General features: G+C 29.3%; 23 protein-coding genes. 1 reads left to right on the top strand and 22 read right to left on the bottom strand.

From position 1 onward, the window contains the following. Positions 1-101 precede the first annotated feature (101 nt). The 4 genes from spoIVA to IC214_RS10810 all read right to left on the bottom strand — a co-directional run bounded on the left by spoIVA (position 102) and on the right by IC214_RS10810 (position 5,814). Positions 102-1,577, bottom strand: a complete 1,476-nt coding sequence (gene spoIVA, locus IC214_RS10825) for a stage IV sporulation protein A (protein WP_227432437.1) — start codon at positions 1,575-1,577, stop codon at positions 102-104. A gap of 170 nt (positions 1,578-1,747) precedes the next feature. Next, positions 1,748-3,043: an MFS transporter gene (locus IC214_RS10820; RefSeq protein ID WP_227432436.1), complete on the bottom strand. Its 1,296-nt coding sequence runs from the start codon at positions 3,041-3,043 to the stop codon at positions 1,748-1,750. Positions 3,044-3,205: 162 nt separating this feature from the next. Then, positions 3,206-4,660 (bottom strand): amino acid permease, encoded by a 1,455-nt coding sequence (locus IC214_RS10815; protein ID WP_255612845.1) that lies wholly within the window; start codon positions 4,658-4,660, stop codon positions 3,206-3,208. Between the two features lie 14 nt (positions 4,661-4,674). Continuing rightward, positions 4,675-5,814 (bottom strand): M24 family metallopeptidase, encoded by a 1,140-nt coding sequence (locus IC214_RS10810; protein ID WP_227432434.1) that lies wholly within the window; start codon positions 5,812-5,814, stop codon positions 4,675-4,677. A gap of 318 nt (positions 5,815-6,132) precedes the next feature. Here IC214_RS10810 and IC214_RS10805 point away from each other — a divergent pair, with 318 nt between their 5' ends. Continuing rightward, complete coding sequence (locus IC214_RS10805; RefSeq protein WP_227482894.1) at positions 6,133-6,783, top strand: TetR/AcrR family transcriptional regulator; 651 nt, start codon at positions 6,133-6,135, stop codon at positions 6,781-6,783. A 74-nt stretch (positions 6,784-6,857) separates the two neighbouring features. Here IC214_RS10805 and IC214_RS10800 read toward each other — a convergent pair whose 3' ends face one another. The 18 genes from IC214_RS10800 to IC214_RS10715 all read right to left on the bottom strand — a co-directional run bounded on the left by IC214_RS10800 (position 6,858) and on the right by IC214_RS10715 (position 23,297). After that, positions 6,858-7,877 (bottom strand): NAD(P)H-dependent glycerol-3-phosphate dehydrogenase, encoded by a 1,020-nt coding sequence (locus tag IC214_RS10800; protein WP_227432432.1) that lies wholly within the window; start codon positions 7,875-7,877, stop codon positions 6,858-6,860. 30 nt (positions 7,878-7,907) lie between these two features. Further along, entirely contained in the window at positions 7,908-8,522 is a 615-nt protein-coding gene (gene plsY, locus IC214_RS10795) for a glycerol-3-phosphate 1-O-acyltransferase PlsY (RefSeq protein ID WP_227432431.1), read from the bottom strand. Positions 8,523-8,555: 33 nt separating this feature from the next. Then, positions 8,556-9,881 (bottom strand): ribosome biogenesis GTPase Der, encoded by a 1,326-nt coding sequence (gene der / locus IC214_RS10790; protein WP_255612844.1) that lies wholly within the window; start codon positions 9,879-9,881, stop codon positions 8,556-8,558. Positions 9,882-9,908: 27 nt separating this feature from the next. Next, the gene (locus IC214_RS10785; protein ID WP_227482895.1) at positions 9,909-11,237 is read right to left on the bottom strand and encodes a DUF512 domain-containing protein; all 1,329 of its coding nucleotides are present in this window, start codon (positions 11,235-11,237) and stop codon (positions 9,909-9,911) included. 236 nt (positions 11,238-11,473) lie between these two features. Further along, positions 11,474-11,674, bottom strand: a complete 201-nt coding sequence (locus tag IC214_RS10780; protein ID WP_227432429.1) for a capping complex subunit for YIEGIA — start codon at positions 11,672-11,674, stop codon at positions 11,474-11,476. Between the two features lies 1 nt (position 11,675). Next, on the bottom strand, positions 11,676-12,608 hold the full coding sequence (locus tag IC214_RS10775) for a YIEGIA family protein (protein ID WP_227432428.1): 933 nt from the start codon (positions 12,606-12,608) through the stop codon (positions 11,676-11,678). A gap of 45 nt (positions 12,609-12,653) precedes the next feature. Continuing rightward, positions 12,654-13,586 carry a YIEGIA family protein gene (locus tag IC214_RS10770; protein WP_227866650.1) on the bottom strand — a complete coding sequence of 311 codons (933 nt, stop codon included), beginning with the start codon at positions 13,584-13,586 and terminating at the stop codon, positions 12,654-12,656. Positions 13,587-13,640: 54 nt separating this feature from the next. After that, positions 13,641-14,930 (bottom strand): HAMP domain-containing sensor histidine kinase, encoded by a 1,290-nt coding sequence (locus IC214_RS10765; RefSeq protein ID WP_227866649.1) that lies wholly within the window; start codon positions 14,928-14,930, stop codon positions 13,641-13,643. Positions 14,931-14,959: 29 nt separating this feature from the next. Further along, positions 14,960-15,652, bottom strand: a complete 693-nt coding sequence (locus tag IC214_RS10760) for a winged helix-turn-helix domain-containing protein (protein ID WP_227432425.1) — start codon at positions 15,650-15,652, stop codon at positions 14,960-14,962. Positions 15,653-15,666: 14 nt separating this feature from the next. After that, positions 15,667-16,428, bottom strand: coding sequence for a peptidoglycan editing factor PgeF (gene pgeF, locus IC214_RS10755; protein WP_413926659.1), 762 nt, complete (start codon positions 16,426-16,428; stop codon positions 15,667-15,669). Next, complete coding sequence (gene nrdR, locus IC214_RS10750) at positions 16,425-16,886, bottom strand: transcriptional regulator NrdR (RefSeq protein WP_227824212.1); 462 nt, start codon at positions 16,884-16,886, stop codon at positions 16,425-16,427. The genes pgeF and nrdR overlap by 4 nt, the downstream gene beginning before the upstream one ends. A gap of 21 nt (positions 16,887-16,907) precedes the next feature. Beyond that, the gene (locus tag IC214_RS10745; RefSeq protein WP_227432422.1) at positions 16,908-17,171 is read right to left on the bottom strand and encodes a YlmC/YmxH family sporulation protein; all 264 of its coding nucleotides are present in this window, start codon (positions 17,169-17,171) and stop codon (positions 16,908-16,910) included. A gap of 104 nt (positions 17,172-17,275) precedes the next feature. Beyond that, positions 17,276-18,049 (bottom strand): RNA polymerase sporulation sigma factor SigG, encoded by a 774-nt coding sequence (sigG, locus tag IC214_RS10740; RefSeq protein WP_169468424.1) that lies wholly within the window; start codon positions 18,047-18,049, stop codon positions 17,276-17,278. Between the two features lie 91 nt (positions 18,050-18,140). After that, complete coding sequence (gene sigE / locus IC214_RS10735) at positions 18,141-18,863, bottom strand: RNA polymerase sporulation sigma factor SigE (RefSeq protein WP_227432421.1); 723 nt, start codon at positions 18,861-18,863, stop codon at positions 18,141-18,143. Between the two features lie 24 nt (positions 18,864-18,887). After that, a complete protein-coding gene (locus IC214_RS10730) occupies positions 18,888-19,733 on the bottom strand; it encodes a sigma-E processing peptidase SpoIIGA (RefSeq protein ID WP_227866648.1) in 846 nt (281 codons plus the stop codon). Between the two features lie 324 nt (positions 19,734-20,057). Next, entirely contained in the window at positions 20,058-21,332 is a 1,275-nt protein-coding gene (locus IC214_RS10725) for an ABC transporter substrate-binding protein (RefSeq protein WP_227845593.1), read from the bottom strand. Between the two features lie 261 nt (positions 21,333-21,593). After that, the gene (ftsZ, locus tag IC214_RS10720) at positions 21,594-22,754 is read right to left on the bottom strand and encodes a cell division protein FtsZ (RefSeq protein ID WP_227432418.1); all 1,161 of its coding nucleotides are present in this window, start codon (positions 22,752-22,754) and stop codon (positions 21,594-21,596) included. 189 nt (positions 22,755-22,943) lie between these two features. After that, positions 22,944-23,297 (bottom strand): small basic family protein, encoded by a 354-nt coding sequence (locus tag IC214_RS10715; RefSeq protein ID WP_227432417.1) that lies wholly within the window; start codon positions 23,295-23,297, stop codon positions 22,944-22,946. Between the last annotated feature and the right edge of the window lie 75 nt (positions 23,298-23,372).

The following is a 23,372-nucleotide window of genomic DNA, read 5'->3' as shown; positions in this document are numbered from 1 at the left end:
CAATTATTGTCAATTTATATAAAAACTTTTATTGATTTTTATAAATAAAAAGCTACTTGTTAAAGTAAACAAATATTTTACTTTAACAAGTAGCTATATTTTTATAACAAAATAGTTATGATATTAGAACTTCCTTCATTTACAATTTTTTGTAGAGTCTTTTGCATCTTGACTCTTATTTCCTCTGGCATAGTATACAATTTACTTTGAAGCTGTTCTTTTACTAAATCATGAAGTGACTTCCCAAACATATTTGATTCCCATAAATCTGCTGGTTGCTCTTCAAATACCTCCATAAGATATTTTATCATCTCCTCACCTTGATTTTGATTTCCAACTATAGGAGAAACTTCTGTAGATATATCTGCTTTTATAATGTGAAGTGATGGTGCGTTAGCTTTTAACTTAATACCATACTGTTTTCCTTGTTTCATTATTTCTGGTTCTTCCAAGCTAAGTTCTTCTAAAGAAGGGGCTACTACTCCATATCCTTTTATCTTAGCATCTATTAAAGCGCTTTCTATCTTATCATACTCATTTTTAACTTTAGATAGTCTAGTTATCAGGCTAAGTAATTGATAATCCCCTTCAATTTTAAATCCACTTTTTTCTTCAAGGACATTATAGAATAAATCTTGCTTTGTTTGTAAGTCAATGTTTATGACACCTTCCCCTAACTCTACATGGTCAACACCTGTATCATCTAAAAAATCTAACTCAGAGAAACCTTGCATAATTCCTTCTATATCTCTTATTTTACCTATATCTATAATGCTCTGTTTTAATGTTGTTATTATACTGCTTTTTATCCAGTGATTTCTCTCAAGACCTTCCACCCATTTAGGTAAGTTTATTCTTATTTCTGTAAGTGGGAAATCATATAGTACAGTTTCCATAACTTCTTCTATATCCTCATCTTCCATTTCAACTATATTCATTGGAAGGACTGGAACCTCATATTTTTCCTCTAATTCATTTCTAAGCAGACTTGTTTCTTCACTTCTAGGACTTAACGTATTTAAAACTACAGCAAATGGTTTTTTAAGATTTTTTAATTCTTGTATAACTCTCTCTTCTGGCTCTACATAGCTTTTTCTATCAATACCAGTAACTGAGCCATCTGTCAAGACAACTATTCCTATTGTAGAATGGTCTTTTATAACTTTTTTAGTCCCTATCTCTGCTGCTTTCTCAAATGTCATAGCTTCTTGTGACCAAGGAGTGGATACTAATCTTTGCTTTCCACCTTCCTCATGACCTAAAGCTCCTTCAACTATGTATCCAACACAATCTACCATTCTCACTTTTAAAGATACTGTGTCTTTTATTTTAATTTCTACACCATCTGCTGGTACAAATTTTGGCTCTACTGTCATTATAGTTTTGCCTGAACCACTTTGAGGTATCTCATCTCTTGTTCTATCTTTTTTGAACTCATTGTCTATATTTGGGATAACCAACTTTTCCATAAACTTTCTTATAAAAGTTGATTTTCCTGTTCTTACAGGCCCCACTACTCCAATATATATATCCCCCTGAGTCCTTTTGGATATATCTTCGTATATGTTATTATTCATATTATTCCTCCTATACATCTAATCTTATTAAATTATATTTAGATTTCGAGGTTAATATTCTTAAAATAGAAAAATAAAGACCAGCAATATTAATTTAGTTTACATATAGAAATTTGCAAATTTCAATGTAAATTAAATTATAATGCTAGCCTAAATAGTAATGTATTATATTAACTAACTTTAGTAGTATTTTCATTTGACTTACTATTCATTTCAATAAGCTCTTTACGTCTTTCTTTAGTCATATTCATCCATATAAATGTAAACACCAATCCAATTATGGCTACTATAGTAAGAACAATGAAGTAGTACTTATATCCAGTTACACCTGGAAATGCATCTAATATCTTTCCTGCTGCTAGAGGACAAAGTACTTCTGGAAGATATCCTAATGTAGCAACTATACCTATAGCAGTTCCTGATATTGATAGTGAATAATTACCTTCTTCAAGTAATGAATAATGTAAACCTTGAATTGCATACATAGATACATATATTGCAACACATCCAATCAATAGTACATAAATCATAGAAGATTTCGTTGGTGTAAAGATTACACCTAAAAGTCCTGCAATCATAAGTATAAATCCATAAGATATAATCTTTGATGAACCAACTTTATCTCCAAGCAATCCAGAAGCAGCTGATGCTACTGGTCTACAGTACTGAGCTAATATTGATATTGCAGATGCAAATACTACAGTAGCTCCAAATGCTTCAGTTGAATACGGCGTAAAATAATAAAATGACATATTAGCTGAATATGAGCAAAACATTATTATTGTTATTATCCATGTATGAGGCATTTTTATTACTGTAAAGAAAGCTTCTTTATCAAATTTGGCTGATACCTCTTTTTCATTATCTTTTAACTTAAAAAATACTAATAATCCAACTATTACATTTATAGCTGAATACAGTACTATAATAGCTGTAAGACCAGATTTATCACTTACTTTTGATGAAATATATCCAAATAATATTAAGACTATAGATAAATGAATTGCATTGGTAATTCCACGACCACTTTCCATAAATCCAAAAGCTTTTCCTTGTTCATTTTCAGATGCTAACATCCTGACAGCTTTTACAAGAGCTGGCCAAAAAGTAAGTATTGTTGTTATTCCCCATAAAGCATGGATTAAAAATACAACAATATATGGAGGATAAAGCGTTAATACAAGACCAGATACCCCTGTAATAATTAAAGAACCTGAAAGTAGTTTTCTGGCTGAAATACGGTCTGCTAAGAAACCACCAAAAAGGTATGATACCATTGCAAGTAGACCATAAATGCTTCCTAAACTCCCCATTTGTGTATTTGTAAGATTAAATGCTTGTGCAAAAGTGTCATAGTAATAATTCTTTAAATATGGTAAAGCATATATAAAGGCTCCTGCTACAAAGAGTATTATCAAGACTTTGAAATTTTTCCAAATGCTTGGTTTATTCACTTCAACTGACATATTTCCTCCTTATGTAAATACTCATAAATTTTTATGACAACTAATTATTGATTTTTTAACATTTCAATATATTATAGATTTATTGATATGTTAAGTTAATTTATCCATAATTTTTAGTGAACTAAAGAGATACGCTTTTAGTTCACTAAAATAATTATATTTTTATTTATAGGAATCTCCAGAATTATTAGATACCTTCTTTTCATAGTTCTTCCATATCATTAAACCTGTTATTATAACAAAAAGACCTCCACCTATCATTTCAATCTCATAGACTATATTATCCTTTAAAGTCTCCATAACTGGTGCTGTTGAGAAAAGTATCCCTACTACAGTCACTACAAGTACCATTCTGGCTATATTGATACAAACTGAATCACTTTTTGCAATTGAGTATGGTCTTTCTTCGTTTGGTCTTGTCTTTCTAAGTCTTATATATGACGTAAAAAGTAATACATATGGAAACAAGGCTGTTAATGCTGTCATAGTTACAAGGACATTATATATATTATCTACTGACGGCAGTAAATTTGTTCCTATAAGAAGTAGACTCACTATTATAGCTTGAATTACTACAGCATTTGATGGTATATTGTGTTTATTTGTAACAGTTAATTGCTTAGGAAATACACCTTCTTTTACATTTCCAAAAAGCATCTTTACTGGACCTGCTATATAAAGTATTAGTGCTCCAAGTACTGATAAAGTTATCCCAAATGCTACTACTCTTATAAACCAGCTTCCTATTCCTAAATCTTGTGCAACTTTAGCTAGCGCATCTAGTATTCCTGTCGATGCTGCAATTTCATCTGGAGGAAGTATCATTGTTATTGCTACTGAACCTAGGATATAGATTCCTCCTATTAAAACAGCTACTGTCAATATAGCTTTAGGGAAGTTTTTCTTAGCATTATCCATTTCGGTTATGAAATTAGCAGTTGTTTCAGCTCCTGATAGTGCAAATATTATAGCAGATATAGAAACTAGTGAATTAGCATCTATCTTTGGTATTATATTTTGGATTGTATATACAGATGCTGATGGAGCTTTTTTGAGAATAACTACAGACATAAATGCCATCACTATAAGTAATATAGCAGGAATTGTAGAACCTAATGCTCCTGTATTTGTAAAGAATTTTCCAAATGCCATTCCACGAGTACTTACTAAGGATAACATCCAGAATATTATGAGTGAAAGCACTAAAATAAACATCTTATTGTTTGATAGAGCTGGATTTCCAAGCATATAAGCAATATTTATAGCTAAGAATGTCAAGAATGAGGAATACCAAAATATCTTTGATGTCCAATTTAACCATGACACCATAAATCCCCACTTCTCTCCATAAGCCTGTTTAACCCATTCTCCAAGTCCACCATCTTTTGGATATGTTGCAGCCAACTCTGCACATATAAGTGATGCTGGAACAAAGAATATAAAAGCAAACAATAACCAAACTGGTATCGAACCAAGACCCAACCCAAAACTAGAGGCAGTAGATTTAGCTATCCATCTAATCCCAAATAATGCTGATATATTCATAAATACTAAATCCCAAAATCCAATCTTCTTTTTCACTGTAATTCCTCCAATTTCAAATTTACTTAAATTCATACATATGTACTAATTTAAATATCAAGTATAAGCTCTTCAACACTTCTTGGATAATTAGTTATAATTGTAGCACTATTTTTACCTACTATTGCTGTATCTGAATGTCTAAATCCTCCAATTCCAGGTATATATATTCCTGGTTCCATAGAAAATACCATTCCTTCTTCTAATATTAATTCATTGTCAAATCTTAAATATGGTTCCTCATGTTCTGATAAACCTAAACCATGACCAATTCTGTGATTTGAATATAACTCTAGACCATGCTTTGCAACAACAGCTCTTGCTGCTTCATCCACCATTCTTGCTGGTATACCAGCTTTTATTGTATCTAATCCAGCTTGTTGAGCTTCTACTGCAATTTTAAATACTTCCTTTTGTCTTTCTGTTGGCTTACCTATAATAAAAGTTCTTTCATTTTCTGCTCTATAGTTTTCATACCAAACCTGTCTACTATGTATTACTATATCTCCTCTTTGAAGTATCCTAGTATTGGAGTCTAAATGTGGTTGTGCTGTTCTATCGATGCCTGAACAAGTCCAGTTTGCAAATCCGATATATGTATCAGGATAATTTTCAGATACATATTTTAGTAAAGCATTATCCCCTGCAACGTCAAATTCCAATTCACTCATCCCAACTCTAACATTTTCCAAAGAACCTTTTATTCCTATATCAGATAAGTAACCAGCTATCTTTAAAAATTCTATCTCTCTTGCATCTTTTACATATCTCATTTCAAATATTTTACTTCCAACATCTTTAATAGCAAATGATTTCTCAGTTATATATTCTGAAAAGCTTGCAGATACTATATCTTTTTCTATCCCAACAGTTATTCCTTTAGGATATCTATTTAAAATTATATCTAAGTAATGTTTATGTGATATTCCATGTTCTTTCATCTCTGGTATTTCATAATATACATATACATTATCAACTTTTGCAACTTCTTTAGCATGTAGCTCCTCTAATCCAGGTACTATTAATTCTATTTTATCTTGAGTTACTACTGTTACAATTGGTCTAGAGTAAGTTATTGCTTTAAATCCACTAATATAAAATTGGTTGTCTGGTTCAAATATTAGGGCAATTTCAATGTTTTTTTCGTTCATATACTTTCTTAATCTTTCTAGTCTCATATTATTTGACATAGTGCACCTCTTTCTCAATATTTAGATAATTTATTCAACACAACAAAGATAAACATATTATTTTAAAATTATTAACATTTTTATTAATTGTTGTATTCGTATGTAAATTAAATTTATTTGTGATTATTTTATCATAATCATGATTATTTTGTCAATCATGATTTAATTTTAAAATATTTTTTATATTATTATGATTTTAAATTATCTAAAATATAACAAGTATACATTATATTTTGGAATATTATTCTTGATTTATGGTAAATTTAATGATAAAATCACGATTATATAAACTATATTGATTATTTGTAGGTGAATAAAATGACAAATAAAGAGTTACAAAAGAAAAGGATATTGATGTATTTCATAGAAGCTGCTCAAAACATTATGGAAAATGAAGGAATAGAAAATATTACACTTCGTAAGGTTGCAGATATGGCTGGCTATAACAGTTCAACCCTATACAACTACTTTAAAAATTTAGACCATCTAATATCATTTGCATCTATAAAATATTTTAAAGATTATAACTTGAATATTTCGAGGTGTATAGAGAATGTAAATGATGAATATAAGAAATATATAATTATGTGGAAATTATTTTGTAAACATTCTTTTGAAAATGCCCAAGCTTTTTATCAGGTATTTTTTAACTTGTCCAGTGATGAGCTTAGTTATATAACAAAACAATATTATGATATGTTTCCAGAAGATTTAGGTATTCATGACAGTGATATATCTTTAATGATTACAGGAAAAAGTATAAAAGAAAGAAATAAAATACTGTTGAACAATCTTGTAGATACTGGATATATACCAGCTAAAGATTTAGACATAATCAATGATATAATTATTTCTTTTTATCAAAATCTATTATTCTTAAAAAAGAACACAGGAAAAAATTCTAATGATGATGAATTAACTATGAAAATGATTTCTTCTATTGAGTACATAATAAAACATGCTAAGTAATATTAAAATAGCCCTCTTTATATAAAGAGGGCTAAAACACGTCTATTATTTTTTTATTTTATTATGCAATAAATTTATATATCATCACCTAAAACTACTTCTTCCATTTCGTGCTTTTTGCTTCTCATCATTAGCTCTATTCCAACTTCTTTAGGATTTGCACCTTTAGTTATCACAGAATATATAGCATTAGTTATTGGCATATCTATATTCAGCTTTTCAGCAACATCATGTGCTACTTCAGTAGCCGTTATTCCTTCTACAACCATCTTTACTTCTTTTAATGTATCTTCTAAGCTCATACCTTGTCCTATAAGTATACCCGCTCTTCTATTTCTACTATGCATGCTTGTACAAGTAACTATTAAATCTCCAATGCCTGAAAGGCCTGCAAATGTAGACATGTTAGCTCCCATAGCAGTACCAAGTCTACTCATTTCACTAATTCCTCTTGTCATAAGAGCTGCTTTTGCATTGTCACCATACCCTAAACCATCACATATACCAGCGCCAAAAGCTATAATATTTTTTAATGCTCCTCCAAGTTCAACTCCAACTATATCTGGATTTGTATAAACTCTAAGTTTAGGGCTCATAAATAAATCCTGTATACTCTGTGCTATTTTTAATTCTTTAGAGGCTACTACTACTGTAGTAGGTATATTTCTTGCTACTTCTTCAGCATGAGATGGGCCAGATAGTATTACATATGGATTTTGTGGCAATTCTTCTTCACATACCTGAGACAATCTAAGTCCAGTGCCTTTTTCAAGACCTTTTGCTACATTAACGATAATCTGTCCAGCTTTTACAAAGGGTTTTATTTTTTCACAAGTACTTCTTACTGCTTGAGATGGAACTGCTAAAACTATTACTTTGCAATTTTCTATAGTTTTTTCTATATCAGTACTTATAGTTATATTATGTGGAAATAATACTCCTGGTAAATAGTCTGTATTTTCTTTAGTCCTGTTTATTTTTTTAGCTTGTTCTTCTTTTCGAGTCCACATGCTAACATCATTACCTTTATTTGCAAGGCCTAAAGCTAATGCACTTCCCCAACTTCCAGTACCTAATACACATACTTTCTCCATGTTTAACACCACCTGAGTATAATATATTTACTATTCTTTCTTTTGACCAATTTTTCTTTCTGTCCCATTTAATAATCGCTTTATATTTGCTCTGTGATTATATATTACTGATATGGTTAAAAACAAAGCTACAACTAACCCTGCTTTATTTTTTGCTATAATCATAAATATTGGTGAACAACCTATACCAACAACAGAACCTAATGAGACATATTTTGTTATAATTACCACCAATATAAACACTGCCAAACACATTAATGTTATTGCTGGATTTACAGCAAGCATTGCACCTAGTGAAGTTGCAACACCTTTACCCCCTCTAAATCCTAAAACTGCTGGCCAATTATGACCTGCTACAACACATATAACTGCTAGATATCCAGCTAAAAGAGTATCTATACCAACCAACTTTGCTGCAATTTCCGATATCAAAACAGCAATTACACCTTTAAAAACATCACCTAAAAAAGTCATTGCTCCTGCTCTTTTCCCAAGTGTTCTAAGTACATTTGTCGAGCCTGCATTACCCGAACCTTGAGTCCTTATATCAACCCCAGCAATTCGCTTTGCAACTATATACGAAGTTGATATATTGCCTAATAAGTATGCAATTACAGCAATAATTATATAACTAAATATTTCCACTGAACTTACCCCCTTTAGTTATATTTTAGATATTTACTTTTTATTTTTTTGTCTATACTCAAACTTTATAGAAGTTCCTTCAAATCCAAAGTTTTCTCTTATCTTATTTTCAAGGTATCTTTGATATGAGAAGTGAGTTAAGTTCTTGTCATTTATAAATAAAGTAATTTTAGGAGGTCTAATGTCTGTTTGAGTTCCATAGTAAATTTTTAATCTTCTACCTTTATCAGATGGTGGCTGATTTAACATTACAGCTTCTCCAATTACTTCATTTAATGCTGAAGTTGATATTCTCTTAGAATGCTCATTTGATACATATTCAACTGTGTCTAATATTTTATTCATTCTTTGATTAGTCTTTGCAGAAACAAATACTATTGGAGCATACATCATAAATGGGAATTTTTCTTTTATATCTTTTGTGTAATTACTCATTGTCTTATTATCTTTTTCTATTAAGTCCCATTTATTGACTACAAATATACATCCCTTGCCTTCATCATGTGCTATACCCGCAACTTTTGTATCCTGTTCTGTAACGCCTTCCAAAGCGTCTATAACTATTAACACAACATCTGCTCTATCTACAGCACTCATAGCTCTTATTACGCTGTATTTTTCTATCGTCTCATATATTTTGCTCTTTCTTCTAAGCCCTGCTGTATCTATAAGAAGAAACTTCTGTCCATTTTTTTCAAAATAAGTATCTATTGCATCCCTAGTAGTTCCTGCAATTGGACTTACAATTACTCTTTCTTCTCCTAATATCTTATTAAGTATAGAACTCTTTCCTGCATTTGGCTTACCTGTTATAGCTACTCTTATTATATCTTCTTCATACTCTGTATCTAATCCTGCTGGAAAATTTTGAACTATCTCATCTAATAAGTCTCCAAATCCCATACTATTGGCTCCTGACACTCCAAAAGGAGTTCCAAAACCTAATTCATAAAAATCGTATATATTATCAAACTGACTTTGACTATCAATTTTATTAACCACTAAAATTACTGGTTTTTTTGTTTTTCTAAGTATCTGAGCAATTTCTTTATCAGCAGCTGTTATTCCAGCCTTGCCATCAACTATAAAAAGTATTACATGTGACATATCCATTGCAAGCATAGCTTGATTTCTCATTTGAGATAATATTATATCTTCGCTATCAGGCTCAATACCTCCTGTATCTACTAATGTAAAATATTTATCTAACCATTCTACTTCTGCAAATATTCTATCTCTTGTAACTCCTGGTGTATCTTCAACTATTGATATCCTTTTTCCTGCAAATTTATTAAATATTGTAGACTTACCAACATTTGGTCTCCCAACTACAGCTACAACTGGCCTACTTATACTCATGTTGTTTCTCCTTCCATCTTTTGTTTTCTATTTTAAAATTTTATCCACAAAATCTTTTCCTTCATTTAAACATGGGATAATTTTTATTTTCATAAGTTCTTCTAACTGATTTAGTTCAATATTATCTAAGAAAATTTCTTCATCTGCTTTTAACATACTTCTTGTTATATAAAGAGCTTCTCCCAATTCCTTATGCTCAAGTTGCTCTTTTAAATCTTTAGCTGTTAAAAGGCCTGATACTGTTATTGTTTCTCCAAAAAACTTGTTTTTTATTTCATAAACATCTATTTGAAGATTTTTAAACTTGTCCATCATAGCATCTGCCATACTTTGTATAAATTCATATGCAGAATGTCCAGTAGCTATTGATACCTTTTTATCTCTTTTGAGAATATTCTCAGACAATGTGTTTAGATACTCTTCAATATCTGTTTTTAACTTACGTATCATACCTACACCATCTTCAAACTGTAAAAATCCTTCATACTCTTCATATCCAGGCAATTCTCTACTAGATAATATATAAAATTCATCTGATAAAAATGCAAATCGAGTTCCTATTTTCTCAAGATATATCTGTTGTATTTCATGTATTTGCTCTATAGTTTTACTTGCACCCTTATTATCAAATATATTTAATTCTACTAAATTTTCTCTATGCTTTGTAATTCCAACTGGAACTATAGCAACACTATTTACATATGGATAAAGTTGAGCTAATTCTTTTATTGTTCTATCCAATTCCTTTCCATCATTTATACCTGGACATAAAACAATTTGACAGTTCATCTCTATATGAGCATCTGCCAATCTCTTCATTATACCATATAATTTTCCTGCAAATTTATTACTTATCATTTTTTGTCTTAATTCTGGATTAGTTGTGTGCACAGATATATTTATAGGACTTATTCTGTATTTAATTATATTATTTATATCTTCTTCGCTCATATTTGTAAGTGTAACAAAATTTCCTTGTAAAAAAGACAATCTTGAGTCATCATCTTTAAAATAAAGTGTTTCTCTCATTCCTTCTGGCAATTGGTCTATAAAACAAAACATACATTTATTTCTACAACTTTTAGCTTGGTCAATTATTGGATTTGTAAATTCAACACCCAAATCTTCATCATAGTCTTTTTCTATCTCATATATGTAGACTTCGCCATCTTTTTTTTGTATCTCTACCTCTAAATACTCATCACTTAGTAAGAATCTATACTCTATTATATCATGTATTGGCTGTTCATTTACAGATATAAGTAAATCTCCTACTTCTATACCTATTTCTTCTGCAATACTATCTTTGTAAACTTTACTTATAATATTATTTATTTTTTTTACATTTACTTCCATTTTTTTCACCACTCTTTTATATTCATCAATATTTATTATAATATATTTTCATATACAGTTTATTACTTTATTATATTTTACAATAGCATTTTTAAACATTTCATGTCATAATAACACATTTTAATTCTAATAGTCAATATAAGTAAATAGCTATAAAAAGATTAAAACAAATAATATTCAAATTTAAATATTTTATAAATTTGAACATTATTTGCCCTTAAAAGTATCTTATCGTTTTAATGCTTTACTATTATTAATGTTCCATTAGTCATATCGTGAACCATTCCACCTACACACTTTGACATGAGCATCGCCTTATTTTGCAAGTCTTTTTCATCATTTGCATAAAATATTGGACAACCTCCACCATTTCTCATATTTTTATCTAGTGTAACTATTGCTAGGGTATATTCATTTAGACCTATATCCATTCCCATTTTATGCACTTCCTTTCTTTCCTATTTTATAGTTTTTCAGTGATAAGTTTTTACCTTTAGAACTTGAAAGTATTGGACATGATTTTACAGCTTCCATTACCTTTTCAACATTCCTATCTATTGGTAAATAAGCAATCATTATACTTTCATCATCTTTATTTCGTCTAGGTAATGGTACAAATGCAGGTTCTTCATAATCTCCATATAAACCTAATCTTGAATATATATTGTATACTATAGCTTGTCTTTGACCCGAATCAAATAATATTCCTGCATTAGCATAATCTCTATTTTTAGGAATTATTTGTATTCCTACACCTCTATTAATATATACTTCTCTATCACTTTTTAGACCTATATTTGTTATTCCTTTTAAATCTCCCACCTTCAATATAGATTCATTTACGAAGCTAATATCAGCAGGCATTACATCAGCTATATCTCCAATACTTTTTCTAGTAAGAAGTTTTTTAAGTATGAAAGCTAATAATAAACCACAAATTGAACTTATTATCAAACTCATACCTTCACTTATTTTAGTTTCTTCAATAATTACATAATATAATCCTATTGTTAAAAAAGATGTAACTATGCACATATAATTTCTTACTTCATAAGTTCTAGCTATCTCTTCTATAAATGCAGCTCCTCTTTTTACAAGTTGAACTTCTTCTAAGTTTTGTAATGTATTCCTTCTATTTGCTCTTACTTGTCTAAACTGTTCTGCTGCCAAAGATAAAAATGTTATCGATGTATAAGAACGATTTATAAGAGCTGGAACTAGTAATGCTCCTAATGCCGAAGCAACAAAGGCTAATATGAGCTGAGATAGTAAAACATTTGGTTGTGTAGGGTACTGTTTTTGGTCTAAATTCAACATTATAACTCTTGATGTTATACCAATAATAACTGCAACAAAAAATACTCTATCCATTAAATCACTCCTAAAATATCTAATATAAAATGTTCACTTATAAATCTACAAAGTCTTTTTAGAAAAATCACTCTGTTTTCCTTTTGATGTCTCTATGATAGGAGTACTTTTTACTACATCTATCATTACATCTATATCCTTGATTATTGGTATATATGGTATAACCACAGTGCTTTTTTCTAAGTTAGTTTTAGATATAGCTACAATATCAACCTCATCTACATCTTTATCTATACCCATATGAATAAATAGATTATGTATTATAGCTTGTCTTTGTCCTATATCATTTACTATCCCAAATGCACCCAAATCTCTTGGTATAATTTCTATAGCTAAACATTCATTTTTATATTTTTCTCTTGTATTCTCTAAACCTATATTAGTTATTATTACACCATTTACTTTTAAAATAGGCCCTTCAAAACTTACTTCAGCAGGAACTATATCTGCTATATCTGCTATACTATTTCGTCTTAGAAACCTTCTAAAAATTAAACCAACCAAAGCTCCTGCTATAACAGCTAGTATTGTACAATAAATAAAGCTAAGGTCATATCGTTTTGAAACAGTAATATAAACTATAGAAGATACTAATGCAGAAAAAAGACTGATATAACTTCTAGATTCATACGTAGATGCTATTTCTTCTACATAAGCATCTCCCTTTGGTACTAATTCTTCATTGTCGATATTTTTTAATGTTATTCTTTCCTGCTCTGCAAGGCCTTGAAATTGTTGTATCGCTACTGCAAAAAATGTTAATGCTGCAAACTCCTTATCTATAAGTGCAGGTAATGCTATTGCACCCAATGAAGCTGAAAGCCCTGATATTATTATTTGCTCTAAATAATCTTGTGGTCTCGATGGGTATTGCTTGTCTGTAACTCTTAAAACTAATCCTCTACATAATATTCCTATAATTACTGCTACTATAAAAGAGTGTCTAAATAAATTGGCACCTAATAAGCTTTCTTCCATTTTCTCAGCTCCTTCTCTTATATAGTTTGTGCAAAAAACAAAAAAAATTTCCTTCTATTTAAGGAAATTTTTTTGTAGGATTGTAACAATAAATTCGCTACCAATACCAAGTTCACTTTTTACTTTTATACATCCATTTAATGATTTGACTATATGCTTCGTTATAGCCAATCCTAAACCCGTTCCTCCTACATCTCTACTTCTTGCTTTATCCACTCTATAGAAGCGTTCAAAGATACGTTCTACATCTTCTTTTGGTATTCCAACACCATTATCTATAACTTTGATTACTATTTTTTCTTCATCTTTTAAAACTACCACTTGTACAATACCATTATCTTGAGTATATTTTATAGCATTATCAACTAAATTTAAAAATACTTGTTTGATATAATCTCTATTAGAAAGTATGTTTATTGATTTATCATCACATTTATATAAAACTTCTATGTTTTTTTCACTAGCTGAACGTTGAGTTATTTCATATACTTCTCTAAATACATCATATATTACAACATCTTCCATTAGAAGAGTGTCTTTATTTTCTACAAATGATAATAATAATATGTCATCAATCAATCTTTTTAATCTGTCTGATTCACTTTCTATTATTTCCAAAAACCTATTTCTAGTGTTTGCATCTATATTTTCATTGGATTTTAACGTTTCAACAAATCCACTTATAGATGTAAGTGGTGTTTTAAGTTCATGACTTACATTAGCAACAAAATCACTTCTCATATTTTCAAGCTTCACTTTTTTAGTAATATCTTCTATGTTTACTATTGAGCCAATTATTACATTATTGGTATTTTGAAGATAAACTGGATCCACTTTTATTTTGTATACTATATCATCTTTAGTAGTAATCTTTGCAGTTTCATTTTCTTTAGAACCTATAAATTGAAGTATCTGCTTTAATATTTCTTCTTCTTTTATTACAGCATTGATATTATGTCCTTCAACTAGTTTGTTTGGTTCACTCTTTATCATTTCTTTAGCTTCATCATTTATCAATAATATGTTTCCATTTACATCTATAGCTAAAATTCCATGAGATATACTCTTTAATATAGACCTTAATTGTAAGTGTTTATATTGTACTTCTTCCAATGTATCATCCATATTTTTTATCATATGATTAAAATTTCTGGCTAATTCGCCTAATTCGCCTTTAGCTGATATATTCAACCTAGCATGAAATTCCTTGTTACTTACTTTTTTTGAAACGTATATAAACTCTTTTAAATATTTTCTTAGTGTTACTGTATATCTTACAGACAATATTACAATGGCTATAGACAACATAACAATAAAAAAATATATGCTATTTAATTCTTCCACAAGATAACACTCCTAAAATATAACTTTTTCTAATCTATTTTGTATCCTACACCTCTTATAGTTTCTATATATTTTTCTGATTTATCTTCATCTTCTATTTTTTTTCTTAAATATCTTATATGGACATCTACTGTTCTAGTTTCTCCATAGTATTCATAGCCCCATATTTTATCTAAAAGATAGTTTCTTGAAAGTACTTTACCTTTATTCTGAATTAATAATTTTAACAGTTCAAACTCTTTAAGTGTTAACTCTATCTTTTCAGAACCTTTAGTAACTTCATGTTTTGATAAATCTAGTTTTAAATTACCTGTGGTAAGTATATTATTTTCTTCGCCTGTACTAGTTAAGTTATATCTTCTTAAAACAGAGCTAACCCTAGCTAACAATTCTTTTATACTAAATGGCTTGGTTATATAATCATCAGCACCTACTTCAAGCCCTTCAACCTTGTCATTTTCCATATTTTTAGCAGTAAGCATTATAACAGGAATATTTTTCAAGTCTTTATCACTTCTTATTTTTCTCAATACTTCTATTCCACTTATATTTGGTAGCATCCAATCTAAAAGTATTAAATCTGGTTTAACTTCCTTAGCTTTTATAAATCCATCAAATCCATCATATGAATAACTAACTTCGTAGTTTGACACCTCCAAATTGAATTTTAATAGCTCAACTATATGCATTTCATCGTCTATAACAAGCACTTTAGTATTCATTAAAAAGCTCCTCTCTATTTTATCTGTAGTACCGTTCCTATTCGCTCTGATGCCTTATTATGTTTTCTATAAGAGTGGAATTCATCTGCTCTACAACTAGTGCATAGATTTAAATTTATTATATTTTCTTTTTTGACTCCACTACATCTCAGCATATACTCATTAATTTTCCATAAATCTAAATAGTAACTTCCCTCTTTTATTATATAGAACTTTTCATCATTATTTGTAAGAATTGTGTTAAATTTTTCTACTAACTCCTCAGAAACTTCATAACAACAAGGTCCAATTGATGGTCCAATTATACATATCAAATCTTCAGGAGCTGTTTTATAAGTCTCAGACATCAATTTTATTGTTTTGTGACCTATATTACTAAAAGTACCTTTCCAGCCAGCATGTGCCAGTCCTATGGCTTTATTTTTAGCATCTATAATTGATATAGGTACGCAATCTGCTGTAAACAATAAAAGTGGTACTTTCTCTAAGTTTGTTATAAGTGCATCTCCTTCTATTCTTTGTCCTATATTCTCTCTACTAACTATGTTAACTATGTCTGAATGTATTTGAGAATTACTAGTTAAATTTTCAAACATTAAATCGCATTCCTTGCAAACCCTTAACATGTCTTCTTTACTTTTTGCATCTATATTTTTACAAGTTATAACTAGATTTATAGAATTTAATTTTTTATCAATTTCTTTACAATTGCTACTTAAGTTAACATACTCTTTAATATCTTCTACACTTTTTAGATTTATATAATCTTTCATCATTTGTCTCCTTTTTCTATTAGTATACTTTTAAGTTCATTTACAAAAGTATTTATATCTTTAAATTGTCTATACACAGAAGCAAATCTTACATAGGCAACTTCATCTAAATCTTTCAATTTATCCATTACCATTTCACCAATTTTTTTGGTTTCGATTTCTTCTATAAAGCATTTATTTATTTCATTTTCAATATGTACAACTATATTCTCAATATCTTCAACAGATACAGGTCTTTTTTCACATGCCTTTAATAGTCCATATTTTATTTTTTCTCTATCAAAATACTCTCTACTATTATCTTTTTTAATAACCATTAAAGGAGTAGTTTCTATTTTTTCATAAGTAGTAAATCTCTTTTTACATAATTCACATTCACGTCTTCTTCTAATAGATTTTAAATCTGTATGTCTAGAATCTATTACCTTTGATTCTTTATAATTGCAATAAGGACATTGCATCTGTATTCCTCCTTTGTTTAGCTATATATCAAATTCATCTAAGCTTAATTCTGAACCTATATTTACTATTATTGTATCACAACCTATTTTAAGTATATCATTCCAAAATATAACTTCTTCATCCCCTCCTCTTGAAAAAAAACTTCTACTTCCATCTCCAAAAATGGTAAATGAGACTACTTTTCCCTCATGAATATCCATATCTATGTCGATTATGAAACCCATCCTTTTTCCATTTTTTACATTTATAATTTCTTTTTCCATTATATCAGAAACTCTAATCATATTATACTCACCCTTCCTTTAAAAATAAATATGTATTTGGATAAAAAAAAATGACCTATATAGGTCATTTAAATTTAAAATTATGTTTACATTCCATGGATTACTTATACATACTTTCTCATATTTTTTAAAGCATTTTTTTCAATTCTTGATACTTGTGCTTGAGATATACCGATTTCATCAGCAACTTCTATCTGAGTTCTTCCTTTGTAAAATCTTAAATCTAATACCAACTTTTCTCTACTATTTAATTTTTTAATAGCTTCCTTAAGTGATATTTCTTGCAACCAGTTTTCATCAGTATCTTTTTTGTCTTGAACCTGATCCATTACAAATATGGCATCTCCATTATCTTGATATACTGGGTCAAATAAAGATATTGGATCTTGTATAGCATCAAGTGCCATTACAACTGACTCTACTTCTAATTCTAATTCCTTTGCTATTTCTGATACTGTTGGTTCTTTTGAATTTGTTCTAATTAATCTTTCTCTAACTTGTAGTGCCTTATATGCTATATCTTTTAATGATCTACTAACTCTGATTGGATTATTGTCTCTTAAGTATCTTCTAATTTCTCCTATAATCATAGGAACAGCATAAGTTGAAAATCTGACATTTTGACTTAAATCAAAATTATCTATAGCTTTTATAAGACCAATACAACCTATTTGAAATAAATCGTCTATATTTTCTCCTCTGTTGTTAAATTTTTTTATTACACTCAAGACTAACCTTAAATTTCCTCTTACAAATTGTTGTCTGGCTTCTTCATCACCACTTTTTATTTGTAATAAAAGTTCCTTCATTTGCTTATTTTTAAGAACTGGAAGTTCAGATGTATTAACACCACATATTTCAACCTTATTAACTTGCATACATTTCAGTCCTCTCTCAAAAAGTATTCATCTATTGAAATTATTTACATTTCCAATTTTTTTATACTTTTTAAGAAGAATTAATTTAGCATTATACAAATTTTTTCATTTCTTTTTGTAATCTTGAAATTATTTTCTTTTCAAGTCTAGATATGTAGGACTGAGATATTCCAAGCATTCCAGCAACTTCCTTTTGTGTTTTTTCAATACCTTTATCTATAAGTCCAAACCTTAATTCCATAATTTGCTTTTCTCTGTCACTTAATCTGTCAAGTGCCATAACCAATAAATCTCTATCTATTTCTTCTTCGATTATTTTATATATTTCATCATTTTCTGTACCTAAAACATCTGATAATAGAAGTTCATTTCCATCTAAGTCTATATTTAAAGGCTCATCAAATGATACCTCCGTTTTCTTTTTATTATTTTTTCTTAGATACATTAGTATTTCATTTTCTATACATCTCGAAGCATAGGTTGCTAATTTTATATTTTTATTTAATTTAAAAGTATTGACTGCCTTTATCAAACCTATAGTCCCTATAGAAATTAAATCCTCTACATCTATCCCTGTATTTTCAAATTTTCTTGATATGTAGACTACTAATCTCAAATTTCTTTCTATTAAAATTGATTTTACGGTTTCATCAGTTTCTAGCTTTTGCAAAAGTTCCATTTCTTCTGCTGGTTTTAGTGGTGGAGGAAGAATATTGGCTCCACCCATATAGTATATTCCTTTTGGCTTTATTATTTTTAATTTAATACCTAACATCGTAATAAAGCTTATGATTCTTTCTTTTAATCGTAACATCCTTTGTCCCCCTTAAATTTTTAGCTAGAATCCAGGCAATATATTTGGATTCATTATTGCCCCATATTCTCTATCATTAAAATTTGAAATACCAAGTATTATATTTCCTATCTTTTGCTCATCTACCTCTACATAATCAGCTTTTAGACCAATTATTATGCTTGTCTTATTACTTCCAGCATGTTTATAAGGTATTATTCTAACTCTCCCTGAAGTTCTGTCATCTAAACTACATATAATTTCCTGAGCTTTTTTCATATCTATATCTTCATAGTTAATATTTAATAGATTTTCTGGAATCAATCCTTCTAATACACTTGATTTGACTATTATTACATCACTTTGACTTATTGGGTCTTTTAATAAATTTCCACTATCAACTAATGCCTTACAGCAAAAGCTTTTTTCTAATAAGTTTATATTTATGGTCTTCGTAAGCTCTTTGATGTATTTAAACATCTTCAAGTCTTTGTAAATGTACTTTAATAGTTCACAACTTACATAAGTACATGCAATTAAAAAAGATATTTTTAAATGGCTTATTCCTGTAAAATAAATTACAAAATAAGTACTTCCAGAAATAAAAATATTTACTAAATAAAAAACTAATGCTACATGAGCATAATCTTTCTTGCTCTTAGTCCTAAATGAAATTAAAGTTATAATACTCATGATTATTATTTTAAATGGCACTGTAAATAGTATATCCATTGATGGGTATAAATAAGCAACAGAGTAGGCTCCTCCTAAACTAGCCCCCAGCAACTTATTTTTTCTAGGATTATATTTTTTAGTAAGAATAGAAGTACAACTTATAATAATATAATTTATTACTAGGTTTTCTATAACATAGTACTCAATATACACCATGTATCCCCCCTTAAAACCTTTAAACATATTATAAGATAGTATGTACAAAATTTTATGTCACTTTTGACAGTCGAATCCAAAACAAATTCTATTTAAAAATAACAATGATATATGTCTTATACTTTATGTCGTCAAAAGATATTTTTTTAGCATCAAAGAAATAGACTTTTTTGTAGAATTCAATATATCTAGGTAGAAGTTATTCAACTCTACCTTTGGAATATTTCCATAAAAAAAGACTATGCGACTTAATAATATAGCAAGTAAATCGTTTACTTGTATAAAATTAAATTGCATAGTCTATAAATCAAATATAAAATTAAATTATTGTGCTAACAATTCATTTGCATATTTTGCAGATTCATTTAGTGCTTGTTCTGGAGTTTTGTCTCCAGCTATCATCATTTGAAGTTGTTTCCATAAGTGTTCATATATTTCTACTCCATGAGGTCCAACTGTTAATGGTCTGTACATATTTTTATCTTTTGTTACCATTTCTTCAAATCTTGGATCTCCTTGATATTTTTCACCTTTAGCAACTGGTGCTCTTGGTATCTCTTTATGGAAAGCTTCCATTGAGTCTTTGCTTAACATATATTCAAGAAGTTTAAATCCAAGTTCTTTGTTTTTACACGCTGACATTAAAGTTAAATCATCTACTGAGGCAAAACTACCAACTGTTTTATCTTCTAATGAAGTTACATATCCCCAGTTTAAGTCTGGGAATGATTTATCAAAAGTACTTGTAGCAGCAGAAGACAGCATTATAGTAAATGCAGCTTTTCCTGGTCCAAATACACTTTCAACCATCTCATTACTGTCTTTTGATAAAGCATTATCTGGTATATATTTTTTCATATCATTTATAAAGTTTGCAGCTTTTAATCCTTCTTTATTGTTAAATTTAACTGATTTTAAATCATCATTATATATATCTCCACCAGCTTGCCATAGATATGGATACCAGTTCCAGTTCAAACTACCAAACACTTTAGAACCCCAACCTTGTGCAAGACCCCATTGGTCTATTTTTCCATCTCCATCAGTATCTTCTGTTGCTTTTTCACATATTCTTTTAAAATCTTCCCACGTTTTAGGAGGTTTTTCTCCCAATTTTTCTAGTATATCTTTATTATAGTATAATACACCTGGATTAGCAGCTTCTATAGGTAAACCGTAAATTCCACCCATCATTTTTGCATTATCTAAGTATAAATAATTATCTGAAGTTCCTGATTTTTCTAAATAAGGAGTTAAATCTTCAACTGCTCCCATTTCTATAAATTGAGGAAACATTTCTGCATACATATACCCTATATCTGGCCCCTCACCTGCACTGATTGCAGTAGCATATTTTTCTGCATAATTATCCCATGGTACTATTTGGAATTCAATTTCACAGTTATTTTCCTTTTCAAATTTCTCAAGTATTGGCTTCCATGCATCTGCATCATGATCTGTTAACGGTGCAGACCATACAACTAATTTTTCTTTGCCATCTTTGCCTTTAGATTCTTCTTTTTTTGTACATCCAGCAAGAAGTGATGTTGACAAAATAGCAACCATGGCTAAAGAAAGAATTTTTTTTAGCTTAATCATACTTAATCCCCTTTCAGACTTTAATTTCTCTTTTTCCTCAAATTTTTACAATTCAATTCAGGTTTAATATTACCAAATAAAAATGTCATTGTCTAATTATAAAAAACTATAACCATTTATATAACTATCATTTTTTTCTATACTCAGTAGAAAAAACTTTACTTTTTTATTTTTTTTGATATTAAAATATGTTAAAAAAAATAGGAGATTAAAGTACAAAAAATAAAAAGAAGTCTATTGACTTCTTTATAAGTTTACATATTATCTTCTTCTTCTTAAAAATGTAGGTATTTCCATGCTCTCATCATCATCTTCTTCTATTATACTTGCCTTTTTAGGAGCTTCTATCTTTTCTTCAACCACAATTTCTTCTTCTTCTATTTCTTTTACAACTTGTTTTACAGTTGTATTCAGAGAAGACCTTATACTTGATTTAGGCTTAGTATCCAAATCTAAAATCCCACCTTGTAAACCTTCAAATCCTGTTGCGATTACTGTAATCATTATTTCATCGCCTAAATCTTCTTTTATAGAAGCACCAAATATAACATTTGCTTCTGGGTCACAAGATTCCATAACTAAAGTAGATGCTTCATTAACTTCAAATAATCCTAAGTTAGGACCACCTGTAACATTAAGAAGTACTCCTTTTGCTCCTTGTATTGATGTTTCTAAAAGTGGTGATTGGATAGCTTGTCTAGCAGCATCTATAGCTCTAGTTTCTCCACTAGCACTACCTATACCCATATGAGCAAGACCTTTATCTTTCATTATAGTAGTAACATCTGCAAAGTCTAAGTTTATTAATCCTTCAACTGCTATAAGGTCAGAAATTGATTGTATACCTTGTTTTAACACATCGTCTGCAACTGCAAAAGCATCCAGCATTGAAGTATTCTTTTGTACTATTTGTAAAAGTCTATCATTTGGTATTGTTATAAGAGTATCTACCTTTGACTTAAGCTCAGCTATTCCACCTTCAGCATTTTTCATTCTTATCTTACCTTCAAATGCAAAAGGTTTTGTAACTACACCTACTGTAAGGATACCCATTTCTTTAGCTAGGCCTGCAACTACTGGGGCAGCTCCTGTACCAGTACCACCACCCATTCCAGCTGTAACAAATACCATATCAGCTCCTTGAAGTAGTTTTACTATTTCATCTTTACTTTCTTCTGCAGCTCTTTTTCCTACTTCTGGATTAGCTCCTGCACCAAGTCCTCTAGTTAATTTTTCTCCTATTTGAACTTTATATTCAGCCTTTGATGTATATAAAGCTTGTTTATCTGTATTTACTGATATAAATTCAACGCCTTTAAGTTGAGCTTCTACCATTCTATTGACAGCATTGTTTCCACCGCCACCTACACCTATTACTTTAATTTGTGCACATTCTTCTAATTCTACGTCAAAGTTTAGCATCATAAACCCCCTTATCTCATGATTCAAAGTTATCGTATGTATTAATTATATCATTTTCTTCTTTTATTTTGTTAACCTTTAAGTAACATATTCCACAAAAACGTAAATTTTCCTTTTTAATTTTCTTACTTATATTGTCAAATATTACTCTTTAAGTATAAAATATTTTATGTATATCTCAAAAGTTCTTTAATTTTTATGTTTTTTATTCATAATATTGGCAATGATATAACGTCTAATTATAGATAAATTATTAAATAGTCTCATCCCAAAAACTAATACTGCCACATAGTAAAGTGAAATTCCCAACTTTTCTCCTATATAAGTCAATAATATAGCCAAGATAGCATTACCTATGAAACCAGTAACAAAAATTACATTATCATAGTTATCTTCAAAACTGGATTTTATAGCTCCAAATATAGAATCCATTATTGCAAGAATAGCTACTGACATATATATCGAATAATCCATAGAATATGTAAATGGAATGTAGTAACCTACTACCACACCAAATGCCAATCCTCCTAAAATCCATATCATAAATCCTCACCTCTTTATTTTACTTTGAAACACAACTATATTACAATCCTTTTTATTAATTTTTTTTATTTTTTC

Source organism: Clostridioides sp. ES-S-0190-01, from assembly GCF_020658275.1.
Classification (GTDB): Bacteria; Bacillota; Clostridia; order Peptostreptococcales; family Peptostreptococcaceae; genus Clostridioides.
The sequence above is the reverse complement of the archived record's forward strand: the minus strand, read 5'-3'. Positions and strand labels throughout refer to the sequence as shown.

Excerpts from the sequence above, each read along its gene's own strand:
- spoIVA (WP_227432437.1), bottom strand. The coding sequence starts at position 1,577 with ATGAATAATAACATATACGAAGATATATCCAAAAGGACTCAGGGGGAT.
- IC214_RS10820 (WP_227432436.1), bottom strand. The coding sequence starts at position 3,043 with ATGTCAGTTGAAGTGAATAAACCAAGCATTTGGAAAAATTTCAAAGTC.
- IC214_RS10815 (WP_255612845.1), bottom strand. The coding sequence starts at position 4,660 with ATGAATTTAAGTAAATTTGAAATTGGAGGAATTACAGTGAAAAAGAAG.
- IC214_RS10810 (WP_227432434.1), bottom strand. The coding sequence starts at position 5,814 with ATGTCAAATAATATGAGACTAGAAAGATTAAGAAAGTATATGAACGAA.
- IC214_RS10805 (WP_227482894.1), top strand. The coding sequence starts at position 6,133 with ATGACAAATAAAGAGTTACAAAAGAAAAGGATATTGATGTATTTCATA.
- IC214_RS10800 (WP_227432432.1), bottom strand. The coding sequence starts at position 7,877 with ATGGAGAAAGTATGTGTATTAGGTACTGGAAGTTGGGGAAGTGCATTA.
- der (WP_255612844.1), bottom strand. The coding sequence starts at position 9,881 with ATGAGTATAAGTAGGCCAGTTGTAGCTGTAGTTGGGAGACCAAATGTT.
- IC214_RS10785 (WP_227482895.1), bottom strand. The coding sequence starts at position 11,237 with ATGGAAGTAAATGTAAAAAAAATAAATAATATTATAAGTAAAGTTTAC.
- IC214_RS10780 (WP_227432429.1), bottom strand. The coding sequence starts at position 11,674 with ATGGGAATGGATATAGGTCTAAATGAATATACCCTAGCAATAGTTACA.
- IC214_RS10775 (WP_227432428.1), bottom strand. The coding sequence starts at position 12,608 with ATGGATAGAGTATTTTTTGTTGCAGTTATTATTGGTATAACATCAAGA.
- IC214_RS10770 (WP_227866650.1), bottom strand. The coding sequence starts at position 13,586 with ATGGAAGAAAGCTTATTAGGTGCCAATTTATTTAGACACTCTTTTATA.
- IC214_RS10760 (WP_227432425.1), bottom strand. The coding sequence starts at position 15,652 with ATGAATACTAAAGTGCTTGTTATAGACGATGAAATGCATATAGTTGAG.
- pgeF (WP_413926659.1), bottom strand. The coding sequence starts at position 16,428 with ATGATGAAAGATTATATAAATCTAAAAAGTGTAGAAGATATTAAAGAG.
- nrdR (WP_227824212.1), bottom strand. The coding sequence starts at position 16,886 with ATGCAATGTCCTTATTGCAATTATAAAGAATCAAAGGTAATAGATTCT.
- IC214_RS10745 (WP_227432422.1), bottom strand. The coding sequence starts at position 17,171 with ATGATTAGAGTTTCTGATATAATGGAAAAAGAAATTATAAATGTAAAA.
- sigG (WP_169468424.1), bottom strand. The coding sequence starts at position 18,049 with ATGCAAGTTAATAAGGTTGAAATATGTGGTGTTAATACATCTGAACTT.
- sigE (WP_227432421.1), bottom strand. The coding sequence starts at position 18,863 with ATGTTACGATTAAAAGAAAGAATCATAAGCTTTATTACGATGTTAGGT.
- IC214_RS10730 (WP_227866648.1), bottom strand. The coding sequence starts at position 19,733 with ATGGTGTATATTGAGTACTATGTTATAGAAAACCTAGTAATAAATTAT.
- IC214_RS10725 (WP_227845593.1), bottom strand. The coding sequence starts at position 21,332 with ATGATTAAGCTAAAAAAAATTCTTTCTTTAGCCATGGTTGCTATTTTG.
- ftsZ (WP_227432418.1), bottom strand. The coding sequence starts at position 22,754 with ATGCTAAACTTTGACGTAGAATTAGAAGAATGTGCACAAATTAAAGTA.
- IC214_RS10715 (WP_227432417.1), bottom strand. The coding sequence starts at position 23,297 with ATGATATGGATTTTAGGAGGATTGGCATTTGGTGTGGTAGTAGGTTAC.